General features: G+C 38.6%; 18 protein-coding genes. 13 read left to right on the top strand and 5 right to left on the bottom strand.

All coding sequences use genetic code 11. From position 1 onward, the window contains the following. Positions 1–137 precede the first annotated feature (137 nt). Positions 138–1,238, bottom strand: coding sequence for a Leu/Phe/Val dehydrogenase (locus tag Q0A08_RS23710; RefSeq protein WP_438463997.1), 1,101 nt, complete (start codon positions 1,236–1,238; stop codon positions 138–140). Positions 1,239–1,711: 473 nt separating this feature from the next. On the opposite strand from Q0A08_RS23710, the gene nadC reads away from it, so the two are divergent. The 12 genes from nadC to Q0A08_RS23650 all read left to right on the top strand — a co-directional run bounded on the left by nadC (position 1,712) and on the right by Q0A08_RS23650 (position 12,921). After that, positions 1,712–2,560 carry a carboxylating nicotinate-nucleotide diphosphorylase gene (gene nadC / locus Q0A08_RS23705; RefSeq protein WP_438463996.1) on the top strand — a complete coding sequence of 283 codons (849 nt, stop codon included), beginning with the start codon at positions 1,712–1,714 and terminating at the stop codon, positions 2,558–2,560. A gap of 2 nt (positions 2,561–2,562) precedes the next feature. After that, the gene (locus Q0A08_RS23700) at positions 2,563–3,753 is read left to right on the top strand and encodes an acetate/propionate family kinase (RefSeq protein ID WP_438463995.1); all 1,191 of its coding nucleotides are present in this window, start codon (positions 2,563–2,565) and stop codon (positions 3,751–3,753) included. A 50-nt stretch (positions 3,754–3,803) separates the two neighbouring features. After that, the gene (pta, locus tag Q0A08_RS23695) at positions 3,804–5,894 is read left to right on the top strand and encodes a phosphate acetyltransferase (RefSeq protein ID WP_438463994.1); all 2,091 of its coding nucleotides are present in this window, start codon (positions 3,804–3,806) and stop codon (positions 5,892–5,894) included. A gap of 146 nt (positions 5,895–6,040) precedes the next feature. Then, entirely contained in the window at positions 6,041–6,823 is a 783-nt protein-coding gene (locus tag Q0A08_RS23690) for a putative metalloprotease CJM1_0395 family protein (RefSeq protein ID WP_438463993.1), read from the top strand. Between the two features lie 73 nt (positions 6,824–6,896). After that, on the top strand, positions 6,897–7,373 hold the full coding sequence (locus Q0A08_RS23685; protein ID WP_438463992.1) for a pilin: 477 nt from the start codon (positions 6,897–6,899) through the stop codon (positions 7,371–7,373). Next, positions 7,370–8,302: a GspE/PulE family protein gene (locus Q0A08_RS23680; protein WP_438463991.1), complete on the top strand. Its 933-nt coding sequence runs from the start codon at positions 7,370–7,372 to the stop codon at positions 8,300–8,302. The genes Q0A08_RS23685 and Q0A08_RS23680 overlap by 4 nt, the downstream gene beginning before the upstream one ends. 7 nt (positions 8,303–8,309) lie before the next feature. Continuing rightward, entirely contained in the window at positions 8,310–9,359 is a 1,050-nt protein-coding gene (locus Q0A08_RS23675) for a type II secretion system F family protein (RefSeq protein WP_438463990.1), read from the top strand. Positions 9,360–9,416: 57 nt separating this feature from the next. Next, entirely contained in the window at positions 9,417–10,187 is a 771-nt protein-coding gene (locus Q0A08_RS23670) for a prepilin peptidase (RefSeq protein ID WP_438467693.1), read from the top strand. Between the two features lie 6 nt (positions 10,188–10,193). After that, entirely contained in the window at positions 10,194–10,811 is a 618-nt protein-coding gene (gene coaE, locus Q0A08_RS23665; RefSeq protein WP_438463989.1) for a dephospho-CoA kinase, read from the top strand. After that, a complete protein-coding gene (locus tag Q0A08_RS23660) occupies positions 10,801–11,025 on the top strand; it encodes a DNA gyrase inhibitor YacG (protein WP_438463988.1) in 225 nt (74 codons plus the stop codon). Before coaE ends, Q0A08_RS23660 begins: the two co-directional genes overlap by 11 nt. A 23-nt stretch (positions 11,026–11,048) precedes the next feature. Then, positions 11,049–12,275: a response regulator gene (locus tag Q0A08_RS23655; protein WP_438463987.1), complete on the top strand. Its 1,227-nt coding sequence runs from the start codon at positions 11,049–11,051 to the stop codon at positions 12,273–12,275. Further along, positions 12,262–12,921 carry a sensor histidine kinase gene (locus Q0A08_RS23650; protein ID WP_438463986.1) on the top strand — a complete coding sequence of 220 codons (660 nt, stop codon included), beginning with the start codon at positions 12,262–12,264 and terminating at the stop codon, positions 12,919–12,921. Before Q0A08_RS23655 ends, Q0A08_RS23650 begins: the two co-directional genes overlap by 14 nt. Positions 12,922–12,945: 24 nt before the next feature. On the opposite strand, the gene Q0A08_RS23645 is transcribed toward Q0A08_RS23650, so the two are convergent. From Q0A08_RS23645 to Q0A08_RS23630, 4 genes are all read right to left on the bottom strand, one after another. Beyond that, positions 12,946–13,632 carry a sensor histidine kinase gene (locus tag Q0A08_RS23645; RefSeq protein WP_438463985.1) on the bottom strand — a complete coding sequence of 229 codons (687 nt, stop codon included), beginning with the start codon at positions 13,630–13,632 and terminating at the stop codon, positions 12,946–12,948. Between the two features lie 15 nt (positions 13,633–13,647). Then, positions 13,648–15,261 (bottom strand): response regulator, encoded by a 1,614-nt coding sequence (locus tag Q0A08_RS23640; RefSeq protein ID WP_438463984.1) that lies wholly within the window; start codon positions 15,259–15,261, stop codon positions 13,648–13,650. Between the two features lie 108 nt (positions 15,262–15,369). After that, positions 15,370–15,990, bottom strand: a complete 621-nt coding sequence (locus tag Q0A08_RS23635; RefSeq protein ID WP_438463983.1) for a GntR family transcriptional regulator — start codon at positions 15,988–15,990, stop codon at positions 15,370–15,372. A gap of 119 nt (positions 15,991–16,109) precedes the next feature. Further along, positions 16,110–17,282 (bottom strand): benzoate/H(+) symporter BenE family transporter, encoded by a 1,173-nt coding sequence (locus Q0A08_RS23630; RefSeq protein WP_438463982.1) that lies wholly within the window; start codon positions 17,280–17,282, stop codon positions 16,110–16,112. A 274-nt stretch (positions 17,283–17,556) separates the two neighbouring features. Between Q0A08_RS23630 and Q0A08_RS23625 the strand changes: the two genes are divergently transcribed. After that, the gene (locus tag Q0A08_RS23625) at positions 17,557–18,375 is read left to right on the top strand and encodes an HDOD domain-containing protein (protein WP_438463981.1); all 819 of its coding nucleotides are present in this window, start codon (positions 17,557–17,559) and stop codon (positions 18,373–18,375) included. Positions 18,376–18,392: the final 17 nt, after the last annotated feature.

Genomic DNA, 18,392 nt, shown 5'->3' with positions numbered 1-18,392 from the left:
GTTTTCAACCGAAGTGCCTTTTAAACGAACCGTTGGAGCCACACTAGGATAAGTATGGAACCAGCTAACGCTCATGCTAAACACTAGTCTATTAAAATATAATGGACTTGTGTTTAGCATGATTGGGGTCGAAATTATTATTGTTTTAAGTTTTCCAACGCCATTTCATCAGCCACCCTATAGGTCGGAACGTTTTCCGATTCGGATCTTTCAAAAAGATCTCGAAGTGTAGTCCTGATTTTTGCAACACGCTGTTTTGCAGCAACTGAAGAATAATCAGGCTCAAAGGATATGTTAATTATTCCACCGGCGTTGATCACATAATCAGGTGCATATAACACCCCTTTTTCATGTATCAAATCACCAATAGCTGGTGTGACTAATTGATTATTAGCAGCACCAGAAACGATATCCCCTGTGAACTGGTTTACAAATTCGGCGCTAAGAGTACCACCTAAAGCGCATGGCGCATAGATGTCTATTGCAAGTCCAAATAACTGATCTGAAAAAACAATCTCTGCATTGAAGTCATTTTTAGCTTTTTCGCAGGCTTTTTCATTTAAATCACAAACCAATAATTGGGCACCATCTTGGTGTAAATATTCACAAAGATAATAGCCAACATGCCCAATCCCCTGTACTAAGACACGTTTACCCTGAAGAGAATCTGATCCGTATTTTTTTTCACAAGCGGCTTTAATACCTTGGTACACGCCAAAGGCAGTAAAAGGTGACGGATCGCCACTAATTTCTGACAATCCATACACAAAATTTGTATTTCGTTTCACAATTGACATGTCTTTTGGAGAAATGCCAACGTCCTCAGCTGTGTAATAACGGCCTTCGAGGGTGTTTACGAAGCGTCCAAACGCTTCTAAAACCAATTCACGTTTTTCTGCACTGGGTACGCCAAAAATGACAGCCTTACCACCACCAAATGCTAAAGATGAAACTGAATTCTTATAAGTCATGCCTTTAGATAAACGAAGGGCATCAGTAATAGCATCGGCTTCTGACTGATAATTCCACATTCGACAACCGCCAACAGCAGGCCCACGGTTTCGATTATGAATACCAATAAATGCAATTAAACCAGATTCATCATCTTGGCAGCGATAAACCGCTTCATGATGATCAAAATCTACATGAGTACTCACGTCTAATTTCACAATACGAAATGAACTGTTATCCAAAAGTGGCTCTGATGAGGGGATTTCTTGAGATAAAACTGAATGCATAGAACACCTCTCGCGTTTTGCGCGTTTATTTTTATGTAGCTTTTGGCTACTTTATGAGTGCTTAACGCTATTTTTTGGGTAAAAATCTAACGTTAATATCTTATAAAGGTGACCACCTTTTTCTAGGTATCGAATAGATGATCAACTTTGAGTGTAACCTGCGCCCTTTTGAAAAGCAGCAAGCATTTTCAATCTAATGATAATTCCTTGAAACCTGCGATTAAGTCGCGCCACTCATAAAAAGAAGATTAATGGGGGCTCTTTTATCTCTACCTACTGTCTATTCTCTTTTACTAAAATGCCAGGCTTTGAGATTTGTAAAAATCTCAAAGCCTTAACAAAATACTAAAAAGCTCTCCTAGTATTTGACTTATATACAAATAAGAAAATAAAAATCGCTGGCTTGGCGCTGACGCAATTGCCAATACCCGTTACAATATGCCTCTTTTCAATTTGTACTTACAGGACACAGCATGACACCTAACGATGCCCAACTTCAGCATCAGATAACATCTCAGGTTAGCCAAGCACTAGCTGAAGACATTGGCTCTGGTGATATTACAGCTCAACTTATTCCATCTGATGAAAGCATTAGAGCGAATGTGATTACCCGTGAAGATGCTATCTTATGTGGGAAAGCTTGGGTTGAAGAGGTATTCAAGCAGCTCGATAAAAATGTTGAGATTAGTTGGTTTGCAGAAGAAGGCGAACAGCTTAGCGCTAATCAAAAAATATTCTCCTTGTCTGGTAACGCTCGCAGTATTTTAACGGGCGAACGCTGCGCATTAAACTTCTTACAGAGCTTATCTTACACTGCAACAGTTTCAAGGGAGTATGCTCAGCTAGTAGCGAACACAAAATTAACCGTTTTAGATACCCGTAAAACGATTCCTGGCTGGCGTTTAGCTCAAAAGTACGCGGTCACTGTGGGTGGTGCTCAAAACCATAGAGTTGGCTTATATGATGCATTCTTAATTAAAGAAAATCATATCATGGCTGCAGGCTCTATCGAAAATGCAATAAAGCAAGCGCAAACTATAGCATCAGGCAAAACCATAGAAGTTGAAACAGAGAGTCTTGCAGAAGTAGAACAAGCAGTAATCGCTGGTGCTGATATTATTATGCTCGATAACTTCTCCCTAAGTATGATGGAAGAAGCAGTAGCGACTTATGGTAGCAAAGTTAAGTTTGAAGCTTCTGGCAATATGACTAAACAAGACTTATTAGATGTAGCAAATACAGGCGTTGATTTTGTTTCTGTTGGAGCACTAACTAAACACCTACATGCTATCGACCTTTCATTAAGAGTAGTTAAAGACTAAAAATGAACGATTTTATACTGGTTATAAATAGTGGCAGTTCTTCCTTAAAGTTTGCAATTCTGTCTCAGCAAGGTAAGCAGGTTATTCTTGAAGGAATTGCAGAGCGTTTAGGCAGTGAGTCAGCGTCGATTGATTTTGAATACAATCAAACGAAAGAAACAGTGTCACTGAACCTTGGCTCCCATCAAGATGTTCTAACCAGTATAAAATCATGGCTTGACCAACACCCTCATATAACTGAAAAGTTAATTGGCATAGGTCACCGAGTTGTTCATGGTGGCGAATCTTTTAGTCAGTCAGTTCTGATTGACGATAAGGCGATGAATGCCATAGAAGCATGTGCTAATTTGGCACCGTTACACAATCCCGCGAACATTAAAGGCATTACTGCCTGTGCGAACCTATTTGCTAATCTTCCTCAAGTTGCCGTTTTTGACACAGCTTTTCACCAGTCATTAAAGCAAGAACAATACCTCTACCCTATTCCTATGCATTTCTATCGAGACCACACCCTTAGAAAATATGGTTTCCATGGCACCAGTTACCGTTATATAAGCCAAACGCTATCTCAAGTAGACGAGCAGTCCTTACATCAAGGAGTAATAGTTGCTCACCTTGGCAACGGAGCCAGTGTATGCGCTATCCAAGATGGTAAGTCAGTTGATACTAGCATGGGCCTCACACCTCTTGATGGACTGATGATGGGAACACGTTCTGGCAGTATCGACCCTATGATATTGAGCTTTGTTGCTAAAGCTGAAGGTAAGAGTCTTGATGATTGCTTAAACATTTTGAATAAAGAGAGTGGCCTTTTAGGTATATCAGAACTTTCAAATGACTGCCGTACTTTAGAAGAGGCAATGAAAGCGGGAGATGAAAGAGCAAAATTAGCCCTAGACATGTTTTGTACTCGTACAGCAAAAAGCATTGCAGCCCTTGCCACCTCATTAACCACATTTGACCATTTAGTATTTACCGGTGGCATAGGTGAGAACTCTGTTTATGTCCGTCAGCAAGTCTGTCAAGCACTAAACCTTTTTGGCATAGAAATTGATAAACAGACTAATATTGATCTACCTAGAAAACAGATACACAAGATTTCGAAAGCACAAAATAATAAAACTGTTTGGGTTATCCCAACAAATGAAGAATTGATGATTGCCTTGGATACCATTCATTTAATTCAAGCTTAGGCCGTTAACCTAATACGACCACCTTATATAATTAGAATTTGGAAATAGACATGTCTACTAATGTCCTAATGACAGTACCAACTGGCCCAGGTGTTGGCCTCACTTCAGTTTCAGTGGGATTGGTACGGGCACTCGAACAACAGGGTCTCAAGGCGAGTTTTTTTAAACCAATCGCACAACCAAGACCAGGTGACGCTGGTCCGGACAGATCGACAGCCATGGTTGCTCAAGGCTCAACTCTCACACCAGCTGACCCTATCCCTTTACATGAAGCTGAACGTTTTTTATATAACGACCAAATTGAAGAGCTAATGGAAGAAGTGGTTGCCAGATTTCAGTCAAGTATAGAAGCAGACAGTACTGTTATTATTGAAGGTCTTGCTCAAATTCCTGGTCACCCTTATGCAACAAGGCTAAACAAAGCCATAGCCAAAACACTTGATGCCTCACTAGTACTCGTTACTGCGCCCAACAATATGCGAGTTAATGAACTAGAGCACCATGTTGAAATTGCCGCAGGATCTTATGGCGGCATAAAGGCTGATGACGTTATCGGCTGTATACTTAACAAAACAATCCCTGGCTCACTTGGCTCTAAGTCCTATGGTGATTCATTTGCTCAGCGCCCTATTTTTAAACGCAATTTCAATTTATTAGGGCAAATACCTAAGACTGAAGAGTTAACTTACCCAAGAGCCAGAGATGTTGCTGATTTTCTCAATGCGAAAGTTATTAATGCGGGGGAATTAGATACTCGCCGCGTTCAATCATTTACCCTATGTGCTCGCGGTGTAGAAAACACGCTACCCGCGCTAAAACCTGGCGTGCTCGTTTTCACCCCTGGAGATAGAACCGACATCATAATGGCAACAGCCATCGCGGCTCTTAACGACACTAAAATAGCTGCACTCGTTCTAACGGGTAGCTACCAACCTAGTGAAGACCTTCTCAAGCTTTGCGGTAAAGCCATGGCTAAAGGCCTTCCGATTCTTTCTGTGGATACCAACAGTTGGGAAACGGCAATCGGCATGCAGTCTTTTAATCAGGAGATTCCACTTGATGATAAGCAGCGTATCTCACTAGTGAAAGAACATATGGCTCGCTGTATTGATCATGAATGGATAAGCTCTTTCGCTCTTAATCAGGATGAGAGAAAGCTTTCACCACCTGCATTTAGATATAAGCTAATCGAACAAGCAAGAGCACTGAAAAAGTGCGTCGTACTCCCCGAAGGTGAAGAAGTGCGCACAATTGAGGCGGCCTCTATATGCACTGAACGTGGCATTGCTCGCTGTATATTATTAGGTGACGAATCTCAGATCATGCGCATTGCCCATAACAATGGCATTGAACTGCATCCTGATGTTGAGATTTTAAACCCTAGCTCTATTCGTGATCGTTACATTGCTCCTATGGTGGAGATCAGAAAACATAAAGGCCTTACTGACATAGTCGCCCGTGAGCAACTTGAAGATAATGTAACCTTAGGCACCATGATGCTAGAAACGGGTGATGTGGACGGACTGGTTTCCGGAGCGATTCATACAACAGCGAATACCATTCGCCCAGCATTGCAATTAGTAAAAACCTCCTCAAACTCTTCTTTGGTCTCCTCTGTCTTCTTCATGTGTTTACCAGATCAGGTTTTGGTATACGGAGATTGTGCAATTAATCCAGATCCAAGCGCAGAACAGCTCGCTGAGATTGCCATTGAAAGTGCGGACTCTGCTATTGCGTTTGGCATTCCTGCCCGCGTGGCTATGATCAGCTATAGTACAGGCGGCTCTGGTGCTGGTAACGATGTTGAAAAAGTAAAGTTAGCCACTGAAATGGCACAGGCAAAACGCCCTGATTTACTCATTGATGGGCCGCTACAGTACGATGCAGCCATTATGGAAGACGTAGCAAAACAAAAAGCACCTAATAGTAAAGTGGCAGGCCGTGCTACCGTCTTTATTTTCCCAGACTTAAATACGGGTAACACTACCTATAAAGCAGTACAGCGAAGTGCCGATGTCATCAGTATCGGCCCTATGTTGCAAGGTATTCGCAAACCTGTGAATGACCTATCTCGCGGCGCACTGGTCGATGATATTGTTTACACCATTGCGATAACCGCTATTCAATCAGAACACAGTTAACCAAATATAGAGGGCTAGTGGGTCATTAGATCAACTAGCTCTTTTTACTCTTTTTTTAAACACTATTCATCAACCTCGCCCTTCTGTACAAAAAACGCTCAGGCATTATAATTAAAGCAAGCCTCTAAGTTTTAGCGAGATGTTTTATGTCTATGAGTATTCCTCACGCTATTGAAGCATTCTCTAAAATGCCACCAGCAACAGCGCCCAACCAGTTTGAGGCAGACGAACATCCACACAATCAACAATTAACTAGACAAGCAACCAGTCAAAGTACACCCCTTAATGAGAATAATCGTTTTGTTACCTTATCTGAGCAAGGCAGGCACTTGTCCCAACATAATCATGCTGAACAAGATTTAGCGAGTAGAGCATCAGACATCCATAATAATACTCAGCTGGTCTATCAAAAAAAATCTCAAATTCAGCCTCAAAGTAAATTTCAGATAGAGCAAGGATTAAGCGATGCAGAACAAAAAGAAGTGGACCAGTTAAAACGAAGGGATCAAGAAGTTAAAAATCATGAAAGAGCTCATGCTAGTGCTGGCGGTCCCCATGCGGGCGCACCTCAATATGAATACGAAACAGGCCCAAATGGCAGTCGTTATGCGATTAATGGTGAGGTGTCGATTGATCTAAGTGTGATAGCCAATAATCCACAGGCGACTATCGATAAAATGAAACAGGTGTATCGAGCAGCTTTAGCGCCGCAAGAACCCTCTTCGCAAGATAGAAGTATTGCTTCTGAAGCTCAACAGTCTATGAATACCGCTAGAACAGAATTAGCTAAAGAGAGGGCTGAAGAGAGTGAACAGGACTCAAATCAAGATAAGACTAACTTTAGCCAGACAGCATCAGATAAACAGATTATAAACCCATATAGTGAAGCAGAAAGTAGAAGCAAAACTAGCTTTCATCAGCTAGTTTAAAACAGACTATTTAAGCTTAAGGATGAGCTTAGTGCGTCTTTAAAAATCATTTCCAAATTTCACGGAGGAAATAATGGAAATAAGAACCCGTCTGCCTCATTCATCTAAAATGAATGGATTTACACTTGTTGAGCTTATGATTGTCATCGCAATCATCTCTATTCTAGCAAGTCTTAGCGCTCCCAAGTTAACGCGACAAGTTGCCAAAGCCAATCTAGTATCAGTTCATAATTTAGCCAATCAAAATCAAGCTGCGATAGAAGAATTTATTATGATAAATGATAATTTCCCGACCAGCTCTGAATTCGAAGACTGGCTTATTACTGCTGGTACGGATAGCCATATAGACCAAATTCTCATCGATAATACTGATGGTATAAGTGGTGATTTAAAAATCACTTTGAATACACTACCTGGTTTAGATGCTGGCCACTATTTTGTGTTTTCACGCAATAGCAGCGCGAACTGGTCTTGCCTCTCGACCCTTTCCTCAGATTATTTACCTAGTCATTGCTCAACAACTGAAAATGATGAGGTCGAAAGTTTATGATGATGCTAGAAGAAATCTTTCAACATGCAACTGAAATGCAGGCCACGGATATTCATTTATGTCCAGAAGAAAAAGACTACAAAGTCTTATTTAGAGTCGCTGGGAAGCTAGATCTTTTTTTACGCCAAGCGCCAGGAAATTTAATTAACCGCCTAAAAATCATGGCTAACTTAGACCTTTCTGAAACTAGGCGAACTCAAGAAGGTCAATTTAAATACAGCATTAATCAAAGGCTTTACTTTATTCGCGTTAGTATTATTGCCACACAAAAAGGTGAAAAAGTGGCTTTACGCTTATTACATCAAAATAAAATAAGACAACTAGAGGAGCTTAACTTACCAAACGCATTAGTGAATGAGATAAATAAAGCCTTAACCCAAGATAGTGGCTTATTTTTGGTTTGTGGAGCGACAGGAGCAGGAAAGACAACAACGCTTTATGCTTGTCTAGAGAAGCTAAACCAGCGAAACAAAGCTATTTTCACCATTGAAGATCCTATTGAATACGAAGTAGATAGCTATTTTCAATGTGAGCCGCAACTGGCAATTAACATTACTCATACAAGTCTACTCAAGTCTTTTATGCGACAGGATCCAGATGTTATTTTAGTGGGAGAGTTAAGAGATGCTGAGACAGCACAACTAGCCATAACGGCCGCTTTAACAGGCCATATGGTATTCGCTACTTTACATAGTAATTCAGTGATTGATGCTATCCATAGAATGCAATCATGGCAGGTAGATTTTTTTGCATTAAGCAGTGTCATTCGATTAATTTTGCATCAAAAAATGCACTTTGATCAGCTCAATGCCAAACCCATATTTTTTGGTGCCACTCCAAACTGGGGTAATGAGAATCGCCCTTCCCAGTATAATAGCCTCACGCAAAAAGACTCTCTCTGGTCATTTTTCGGTGATTCAAAGGAGTAATGTACTTATGCCTTGGTTCAGAATTGAAAGTAATGACGTAAGCATGGTTAGATTCTACCCCTCTATAGAAAGTGCTTATTTAGATCATTTTAGTCAGAAAAAGTGGGCGATTAAAATTAAAAAGATAAGGTTAAAACCACTAAATAGTAAGCTCCTTGTTAGCTTTCTTTCTGAACTACTAAAAGGCCTAGAAGCAGGCCTCAAGTTACAAGAAGTATTAACTTATTTAAGCAAAAACCATAAAAAGTCGAACATGGCATTAATATCCCATGCCATCTGTGATGAAATTAGCATGGGGACACCTTTTAATGTCTGCTTTAAATCACTAGTCGAGCCTTCACTGCATGGTTATTGTCATCTATTCATTCAAAATAGTACTAGTGAGCAACTCTTAGAGAATTTAAACATTTTACACGAGCAGATAGCTCAACTAAGGAGCTGGATTAAACGATTACAAAAAAGTCTTATTTATCCATACTTTGTCATTCAGTTGTCTTTAATTATTTGGTTAGCAAGCCTCATTTTGAATACACAAAAGTCGGATCAATTACAAGCAAACTTGGGTATTTACTTTTCCATCACGGTATCCCAACTCATCACTTTTTACTTACTTGAATCTAGTTTAATGATAAATTTTACTGAAAAAAATTATCAAGCATTTAGACTTAACAAACTATTCAGTTTATTGAAAGCATCTTTAAGCACAGGTAATCACTTACAGAATGCGCTTACGTTATTACCTAAAAACTTCTCACACCCAAAGCTTAAAGATGAGCTTTTACTGACTTACTATCACCTTAGGTTGGGAGATAGTTACTTAGTCAGTTTTCCAACTTATTGGTTTCCAAAGGAATCTTTGTTAGCCTTAGAAGCTTCATGCCATTCGGGCGATATTATTAGAGCAATCGACTCTGCCACACATATTCATCATGAAAGGTGGCAAGCAAGCTTAACTCTCGTTGAGAGACTATGCCCAATACTAGGCTTAATGATTGCGGGTATTTTTGTTAGTAAAACCCTATTAACCATTTACTTACCACTGATAAACATAGGATAAATAACACAGGATGAGAACTCACTCTTGGAATTAACTATCGCTTCAATTCTATTATATGTGCTCATATGCCTATGCTTTGGCAGTGCCATGACGGCTTATATCAGTAGGACACCAAAATATGAAGAGTTTATATGGCGCAAAGAAGCCCATCAGTTTTTAGAGCTCCCCTTTGATAATAACCCGCCCCCTTCATTCAATTCAGGTTGGTCTTTATGTCCTGAATGCAAGCACACGCTTAAGTTTTATGATCTTATCCCCATTTTGAGTTTTATAAGTACCAAGGGAAGATGTCGCTACTGCAAAAAAGCTATACCTCTGAGCTATCCATTAACTGAACTTGCAAGTTTGCTAACCTGTTTACCTTTACTTTTTATCAGCACTAATTGGATTTCACTCTTAATACTCACCTGTATATTTAGTTTACTGATCTGTATATCCATCATAGATTGGAAAGTTCAATGGATACCTGATCAACTCAATCTATTACTTTTAGGCTTCGCCTTAACCTTTAATATTGTTGAAAGCACAATTTCAATGAAGGATGCCGTATTAGGCATGATGTTAGGTTATTTATGTATTGTCTCAATACGTCAGCTATATTTGATATTTAAGGATATTGAAGCCATAGGTTTGGGGGATGCCAAATTATTAGCAGCACTTGGTGCTTGGCAAGGGGTTGAAAGTTTGTTCTACATCCTTTTTTACGCCAGTATTACTGGCGTTATTTATGCTATTTTCAGTAGAAAGGGACGTTATCAGAGCCTTGCTTTTGGACCTTTTCTTTGCTTTTCAGCCTTATTAAATTTTTTCATTACAAATCAGTACTAATATTATATGACAGAAATAAATAAAAAAACTCTTGTAGGTTTAGCTGGCGGGATTGGATCGGGTAAATCGACAATCAGCAAACTTTTTAACCAATTAGGCATCATTAGTATCGATGCTGATGATGTTGCTAGAGAGGTGGTAGAACCTGGCAGCAAGTGCCTTAAGGCAATTGTAGAACGTTACGGAAAGGGAATTTTGCTCGATAACAAACAACTAGATAGACGACAGTTACGCCAGATTGTTTTTGAAGATAAAGCAGAGAAACACTGGCTTGAATCAATAACACACCCTGAAATTCACAACCGCATTGAAGAATTAATTTCTGCTGCCGATAGCAAGTATGTTCTATTAGTACACCCCTTATTATTTGAGACTGAACAAAACAATCGTTGTGACTATGTCATCGCAATCAGTGTTCCAAGGGAAGTACAAGTACAAAGGGTGACAGTAAGAGATAATTGCAGTGAAGAGCTAGCAAATAAAATTATTGACAATCAAATATCAGATATGCGTAGATCAGAATTAGCTAATACTATAATTAAAAATACTGGAAATATCAGTGATTTGAATGCTAAAGTCGATGAGTTGAACCAATTTATTATTGAAAATTTTAATGAAAACTAACACAGAAACAGTGAAAGAAATTAGCTGCCCTAACTGTAAGGGTAAGTCAGTTTGGAACAAAGAAAACAAGTATCGCCCTTTTTGCAGTGAAAGATGCAAATTGATTGATTTAGGTGAATGGGCATCTGGTACTTACGCAATTGCACAAACTCATTCTGAAGAAGATGAGGTGTTTTCCAGTATGTTAGAAGAAACACCTGGATCACATTATTAAAAACACGATATAAGTGAAAAAATATGGCAGAAATTGATTTTTCAAACCAAAGAGCACTTCTTATTGAAGATATGGCTGAAGCCCGTATATTACAAAAAAAGATGCTAACTGACTTTGGTTTTAAGCAAATTGAATTGGCAATGAAAGCCGAATCTGCCATAGAACTATTAAGATCTAATACCTATGACGTTGTATTGTCTGACTACAATTTAGGCAGTGGCAAGGATGGTCAGCAACTACTAGAAGAAGTACGTCACTCAAACCTTATTCCGAATACATCAACCTATTTAATGGTTACCGCTGAAACCTCAATTGAAATGGTTATGGGCGCAATTGAATATCAACCTGATGGTTATATTTCCAAACCTTTCTCTCAAGCATTATTACAACGCAGACTATTAAAGCTGATAGAGAGCAAACAAAAACTCTATGACGTAAATCATGCCCTAGACCAAAAAAAGTATGAACAAGCAATAGAAGAAGCCGTTAAGGTTGTTGAAGCGCACCCCTTTTTGGAGTCAAAGTGCTCAAGAATCAAAGGTGAGTGCTTTCTTGAACTAGAACAATATGACAATGCCATTGAACTATTTCAGACAGCACTAAAAGAGCGAAAAATGCCTTGGGCCCTTTTTGGTCTTGCTAAAGCTTATTTCTATAAAGGAAATTACGAGGAAGCAGAAAGTCGATTTAGACAGCTAATGCTTGATAATCGTTTTTTTGTGAATGCCTATGACTGGTTAGCGAAATGCTTGGTTAAACTAGATAAAAAAGAAGAGGCGCAAACTACGCTAATTGATGCCGTCGCTAAATCACCAAAAGCCATTTTACGTCAAATTGAATTAGGAGAATTAAGCTCAGAGCTAAATGATTTTGAAACGTCTGAAATGTCATTCCGACGAGCTGTTTTTCTTGCTAAGCACTCCATTTACAGTGATAGCAGTATCTACTTCCAACATTTAAAATCCTTCATTGGTATTGCTAAAGAACACGAGCTATCTAATAGGCAAGTTGATAACTTCAAAATCACACTCAAGAAAATTCAAAAACTGTTTGGTGATAATCCAAAGATAAAAAGTGGTGCTTATGAAATTGAAATCGAACTTTTTATTACTCAAGATAAGTTAAACCAAGCAAAAAGTGCTCACTTACTCTATAAACAAGATGTGGACATGGGGCTTGCGGCACCACAATCAGACAGGTTTAAAAAGAAATTAGAACCATTACTGGGAGAATCAAGTGAAGAAAGTTGATATTAGCGTCATACTCGCCAGCTCAATTCACGAGAGTAAAAATGCCGTTGGCAATCTCATGTATCAACTTCAAACATTAAAGTCTGAATTTGAAGGCCCAATAGAACAAGTTGAAAAAATCAATAATATTGAAGAAGGCCTTAAACAACTCAACGATGAATGGGTTGAATATCTATATTTATTCAAATTAGCCTCCGATGGTTATGACTTACAAACCGAGACTTTACAAGTAAGTGAGTTTCTAGACGACCAGGTTTTTGTATTAAGCCAGTCTGCTACAGCAAGACACCTTATACTGAGTTATGAATGTGATGAGTCTTTATTAGCAAACTTTGATGAAAGACTACTCACTTCAGTCATCAGTACTGGGGTATACAACGCATTACGGTTTGCTAAGAGCAAGATACTATTAAAAGCAGATATCATCGATGGCTATCTAGTATTCAAGATAGAAGATGATGGCCCTGGTTTTTCTGAATCAAACAGCGAAGAAGAAAACTTTCTAGATAGTAGCACAGGTCTAGGGCTTTACTTTACTGAGCTATCAGCCCAAGCTCATAGCAATGATGATAATCAGGGATACATTTCTAAGACTGACTCAAGCACCCTTAAAGGCGCCTGCCTAAGTATTTATATCCCTCAATAAAACTGATTCTCAGGGTAATTAAGGTTATGGTAGCCAGACTTCAAAACGGCTACCACTTAGTATACTGTTATTACTTAAAGCGACATATCCAGACCTGCCTCTATTTTGGTGAGATTTAGCGATCTCATTACAATAAAGCCACCCCAGACCTTGTTCATTGAACTCTTCGCTCTTATCTTGAATCCCTTCATTAAACCTATCTAGAATCGTGTCAGGAAAACCTCGGCTATTATCGTCTACTTGAATAAGTATGCCGTCATCTTGAGCAAGCGCTCTGATAATCACGGCATCTTTAGTATAACGACTCGCATTCACTAGAGCTGTAATTATAATAGAGCTAACCAATTCAAAGTCGAAATAGGCACTCATATCCTCAAAGCACTCAATCTCTACTTTGACATCCCCCATAACGAACAAGCCGTTCACACTGAGAACTTGCTCTTCTAAAAACTCATGTACGAAGTGCTCTTCATGCACAATAGGTAAACGCTCGTATTGAATTCGATACAAGGTGTGAAGGTGAAAAAGATTATTCTGTAAACGTGCTACTTCATAATGCATATTGGAAAAGCTCTGCTTATGCTCATCACTCATACGCTGGGCCAAAGCACCATTGGCCTCAAAAGATTGAAGCAGCATCGCCAAGGAAGTATTCATATCCTTTACGGTTGAAGCCATCACATTATGAAACATCGAATCTTTATTATTCACACTCTATCCTTATGATTAAGCTTGAAAGTTACGCACTACATAGCTTTTTAAACTACGATAACGTTTAAACTGTTTATGCTGCACAGAGATATGCTTGATCCTATCAAGGGAATCAATACAGATATCAATTAAACTTTGCTGTCTTTCTGTCGTTTCCATTAATTTTAAAGCGGTCTGCACTAAGTTCATATTCAAACCGGGGTGAATTGGTGATGATTTTTGTGCTTTTTTGAAAGCTACAATGGCGTCTTCATAACGTTTATTTTCATAAAAACTTAAGCCGACTAAATTATCTTGCTTCGCTTTCAATCTAGCAGTTAAGCCAACAGGTTCGTCTAGGAATGCATAGGTTTTAGCAATCAGTCTTTTATCGACATTTTTATCATTTAAAATATGATTAAACATCTCATTTGCAGCATCATGCTGACCCGTGGCATAGAGTACTTTTCCCATTTCTAATGCAATATCAGGCGTTAATAAACCAGCATGCTCTTCAAGCATACTCTTGCCTTCTTTCAAGGCAAGATTCGCCTGATCTCGTTTACCAAGAGAAGAAAAAACTTGGCTTTCAATCAATATTTTATGTAATTGAGTAGAGGCATCATCTGGAAACTTTTTTGCCATTTGATTCAGCATAGAGAAAGCGTCCTGAGACTTTTTACGAGCTTCTGCTGATGCATCACCAATAATTGATTCAGAGATCACTTGTGCAGCTTGTAAGTATTGATCAGCAGAGGCAAAGTGTGAATTAGCACTCAATTTTAAAGCCTGCTGACTCGACCTTAAAGCCACATCTAAATCACCATTTGATAAGCTTAAATTTACTAAAGATTGCTGCCTTGTCATGACCCTAGGAGAAAGTTCGACTGCACTTTCTAAAAAGTCTTGTGCTTGCTCCGAGTCTCCTTTTTCCTCTAAATACTCAGCAAGAAGATCAAAGGCTTTTATACAATTAGGAAACTGGGCAACTACTTTATTAAGGTGAGTTATTGCGTCTTGAGCTGACCCCGTTGCATTCATTACTTGTGCTTCAAGTACCATAGCCCAATCAAGGTCTCGTTTAGATTGAACCAAATGACAAAGGCTTTTAGTTTTTTCAAACTGTTTTGTTTCGAAAAAAGCTTCAGCCATCTTACGTCGACACCATGCAGAGTAGCGGCTTCCAACTTTAATCAATTGATTACAAAGTGTTAAAACTGAAGCATAATTACTATCTGCTAAAGCTTTTTTAATCTCACTCAGTTCACCATTTTGCTGCACCAATCTTTCAATTCGTTTAACTAATACAGATTGAGTAAAAGGTTTTGTTAGATATTCATCAGGACTTGCTTCCATAATTCCCATAACAACATCACGGCTTGTCTCAGCAGAAATAATGACGAACAGAGCAGTGCTTTTCAAATAACCTAACGATCTCACTTCTTCTAATACTTGTTGACCATTTTTTCCATGGCCTAAATTATAATCACATAAAATAAGGTCAAACTTTTTCGTTTTGCACTCATCTAAAACACCCTTCCCTGTGGCTGTAACATGGATGTTTTCAATTCCAACTGATAATAAAATTTTTCTTATAGACTGACGAGAGTTTTCAAAGTCATCAGCAATGAGTACTTTTAATGCACGCAATGTTTGAAATTCCACAGTTAATTAATGGTTTACAGTATGTTTGTTATATTCATAATATAACTTTTCATAAGTTTAATTTAGATTTAAACATTTAGCATTATTTTACACTTAGTCACGTAAACAGGTTATTAATAACTCTCCTGCATCTTCAATATGGTTTCGTAAACACTCTAATGCCGATGAATACTCCTGAGCTTGTAATAGCCTAAGCATCTCATAATGATCTGATTGGCTTTTTCTATCATAATCAAGGGGAATACATTGAAAACCAATATAGCGGTCAACTTGTGAATGAAGCTGTTCAACCACTTTAAATAAAGTAGGTCGACTAGCGGCCTCATATAAGGTTTTATGGAACATCCAGTTCAGTTCACCACGTTCAAGAAGTGTCAGGTCTTTATACTCAAGCTCCTCTAAATAGTCTTTCGCCCTCCCTAAAATGGCATGATTCAAATGAGGAATAGCCAATTCAAGTAGCATGACCTCTAGTGCAGAACGCATACGATAAAGGTCTTCAGCTTCATGGCGAACTAATACGGGTATCATGACACCACACTTTCCATGGGGGACTAGCCAGCCCTCTGTTAATAGCTTTTGTAAACTATCTCGAATAGGAATACGGCTCACTTCATAGCGTTTTGCCAAATCTACCTGCTTTAATGGCACGCCAAGCGGTAAATTTTGGGACCTAATATCTGCTTTTAATTTTGCTAAAACATCTTTACTCAAAAAAATCACCGTAAAAAACAAACGTCACTCTATTGTCCAATATTCACAAAAAAGAATTCAAGGTTAATTCTAATTTTTATAAAATTCAAACATGATTCATTTTAGAGTACTCCATTAATTCAGCCCTTGAGTTTAGTCATAAAAAGTAAAGTCATTATGCCAAAGCAAATCCCCCAGAAAGCTGATGAAATATCAAAAAAAGACACATCGGATAGGGTCACTAAAAAAGTAATTAAAGCGGCTTCTCGGGTACTGTCTTTCTCTAAAGAGGTTTTTAGATTAACACCAATGGTAGAAAGCAAAGCAAGACCAGCTAACGCAAGAATAAGGTTCTGAGGGAATAGAGAAAATATAGCAATAATGCCCGCCCCCCCAAGGCCTGCTAAACAATAAAATACACCGGCTGACAAACCTGCTATATATCGCTTTTCAGCTTGTTTATGACTTTCTTCCCCCATACAAATCGCTGCGGTAATTGCGGCAAGATTAAAGGTAAATCCACCAAATGGCGCCAATACTAAGGTTGTAACACCAGTCCAAGAGATAAGCGAGGAAGTAGAAACATCTAGGTTATGTGCTTTTAAAGCGACTATCCCTGGCATATTTTGCGCTGTCATAGTCACGATAAATAAAGGTAAAGCTACACCGATTACAGACTTAAAACTAAACTCTGGCATTTGCCAGACAAACTGGTTAGTAAAAGTCATGGATTCAGTCATAGCAAGCAGCTTAGGTTGATCATAAAAAATCAACAAAAGAGCGACGACAAGTACCATAATAATGGCGTACCTAGGGATAAAGCGTTTAGCAATTAAGTAGGTGACTAACATGATAAAGATTTGAAAAAAGTCACTGGTCATACCATCAAAAATAGCAATTCCAAACTGAAACAGTACGCCAGCTAACATAGCACAAGCAACCTGATACGGTATGAGCGTCATTAATCGATTAAATAATCCAGATACACCAACAAGCAGAATCAAAGCACCAGTAACGACAAAAGCACCAATTGCCTCGCTATAGGGTACGCCTTGTAAACCAGTCACTAAAAGCGCTGCCCCGGGTGTCGACCATGCCGTTATGATAGGTTTCTTGTAATACCAAGATAATGCGAAGCAACTCACCCCCATACCAATACCAAGAGCGGTAATCCAAGATGTTAATTGACTCGTATTAGCACCACTTGCTTGAGCAGCCTGAATGACAATAGCAACAGAACTTGCAAAACCAACCAGCACAGCAACAAATCCCGCAACAATAGCACTTAAGCTTAAATCATTTTTAATCGACATGACGTTTCCAATTCATAGACTTTTCAGGATAATGGCATAGCTCAAAAAATATGTATACATTTTTAAATAATGGTTATTTTTAATATTCTTAAAAATTTCACTTAGTACAACCTTGAATATATAGATAACACCACCCAAGTTCGTAAAAAGGGATAATGCCAACAAAATTTACAAGCAGCTTTTAATCACAACTCTTTTATTTACACAAAACAACAGCCATACTGCCTGAGCTATCTTTAATTATTCACTGACTTAACGCTTAAAAGGGTTACCAATGGAAGTAAAAGATTTACTACAACAGACAGATAAACTCCCCAATGTGCCTGATGTCGTTCGAGAACTTATCATTGCGTTAAAAGACCCAGACGCCGATTACAACGCAATTGCAACAAAAGTCGGCCAAGATCAAACTCTTTCCTTAAAAATCCTAAGATTAGTTAATTCAGCACATTTTGGCCTTTCAAGAAAAGTCTCTTCTATTGATGAAGCTGTTGTACTTTTAGGCATGGATAAGCTCAATACTCTGGTTATTGCATCTGGTTTAGCTAATTCAGCAGTAAACGTTGATGGACTTGATTTAAAGCTTTTCTGGCGAGATGCCTTTATGGTTGCAACAATTGCGGCTTGGCTTGCTCAAAAAACAGAAGTAGTTGAAGAAGATATCGCTTTTACAGCAGGCATTATTTACAACATAGGTCGGCTCTTATTACATTTGGCAGCACCAAAAGACGCCATGGAAATCCAAAGTCTTGTGAAAGATAAAAATGCATCACGAATAGCAGCTGAAATGGAGCGTTTAAGTTTTACCACTCAAGATGCTGGTAAAGCATTATTAGACCTATGGAAGTTTCCAAGCGAATTGGGGCTTGCAATTCAACAGTACAAAAGACCTTTAGGTTATGAAGAGCCAACGCCTTTGAGTGCTATTTTAAATCTTGCTAATTATTTAAATGGTGCTAAATCAAGTGATAGAAGCATCGAGGACATCAAACAATTTATTCCTAAGAAAGTAATGCAGCTTGCTGGCATCTCTTTAGAAGTAGTAGATGAATTAGATGAAGCTCTCATGTTAGAAACTGGGTTTGAACCATAGTAAGAAAATTAGTCTCA

The sequence above is a fragment of the Marinomonas sp. PE14-40 genome (genome assembly GCF_051623805.1).
Lineage (GTDB): Bacteria > Pseudomonadota > Gammaproteobacteria > Pseudomonadales > Marinomonadaceae > Marinomonas.
This window is presented reverse-complemented; position numbering and strand designations above follow the sequence as displayed.

What these genes read in the sequence shown, in the direction of transcription:
- Q0A08_RS23710 (WP_438463997.1), bottom strand. Translation starts at nt 1,238, where the DNA reads ATGCATTCAGTTTTATCTCAAGAAATCCCCTCATCAGAGCCACTTTTG.
- nadC (WP_438463996.1), top strand. Translation starts at nt 1,712, where the DNA reads ATGACACCTAACGATGCCCAACTTCAGCATCAGATAACATCTCAGGTT.
- Q0A08_RS23700 (WP_438463995.1), top strand. Translation starts at nt 2,563, where the DNA reads ATGAACGATTTTATACTGGTTATAAATAGTGGCAGTTCTTCCTTAAAG.
- pta (WP_438463994.1), top strand. Translation starts at nt 3,804, where the DNA reads ATGTCTACTAATGTCCTAATGACAGTACCAACTGGCCCAGGTGTTGGC.
- Q0A08_RS23690 (WP_438463993.1), top strand. Translation starts at nt 6,041, where the DNA reads ATGTCTATGAGTATTCCTCACGCTATTGAAGCATTCTCTAAAATGCCA.
- Q0A08_RS23685 (WP_438463992.1), top strand. Translation starts at nt 6,897, where the DNA reads ATGGAAATAAGAACCCGTCTGCCTCATTCATCTAAAATGAATGGATTT.
- Q0A08_RS23680 (WP_438463991.1), top strand. Translation starts at nt 7,370, where the DNA reads ATGATGATGCTAGAAGAAATCTTTCAACATGCAACTGAAATGCAGGCC.
- Q0A08_RS23675 (WP_438463990.1), top strand. Translation starts at nt 8,310, where the DNA reads ATGCCTTGGTTCAGAATTGAAAGTAATGACGTAAGCATGGTTAGATTC.
- coaE (WP_438463989.1), top strand. Translation starts at nt 10,194, where the DNA reads ATGACAGAAATAAATAAAAAAACTCTTGTAGGTTTAGCTGGCGGGATT.
- Q0A08_RS23660 (WP_438463988.1), top strand. Translation starts at nt 10,801, where the DNA reads ATGAAAACTAACACAGAAACAGTGAAAGAAATTAGCTGCCCTAACTGT.
- Q0A08_RS23655 (WP_438463987.1), top strand. Translation starts at nt 11,049, where the DNA reads ATGGCAGAAATTGATTTTTCAAACCAAAGAGCACTTCTTATTGAAGAT.
- Q0A08_RS23630 (WP_438463982.1), bottom strand. Translation starts at nt 17,282, where the DNA reads ATGTCGATTAAAAATGATTTAAGCTTAAGTGCTATTGTTGCGGGATTT.
- Q0A08_RS23625 (WP_438463981.1), top strand. Translation starts at nt 17,557, where the DNA reads ATGGAAGTAAAAGATTTACTACAACAGACAGATAAACTCCCCAATGTG.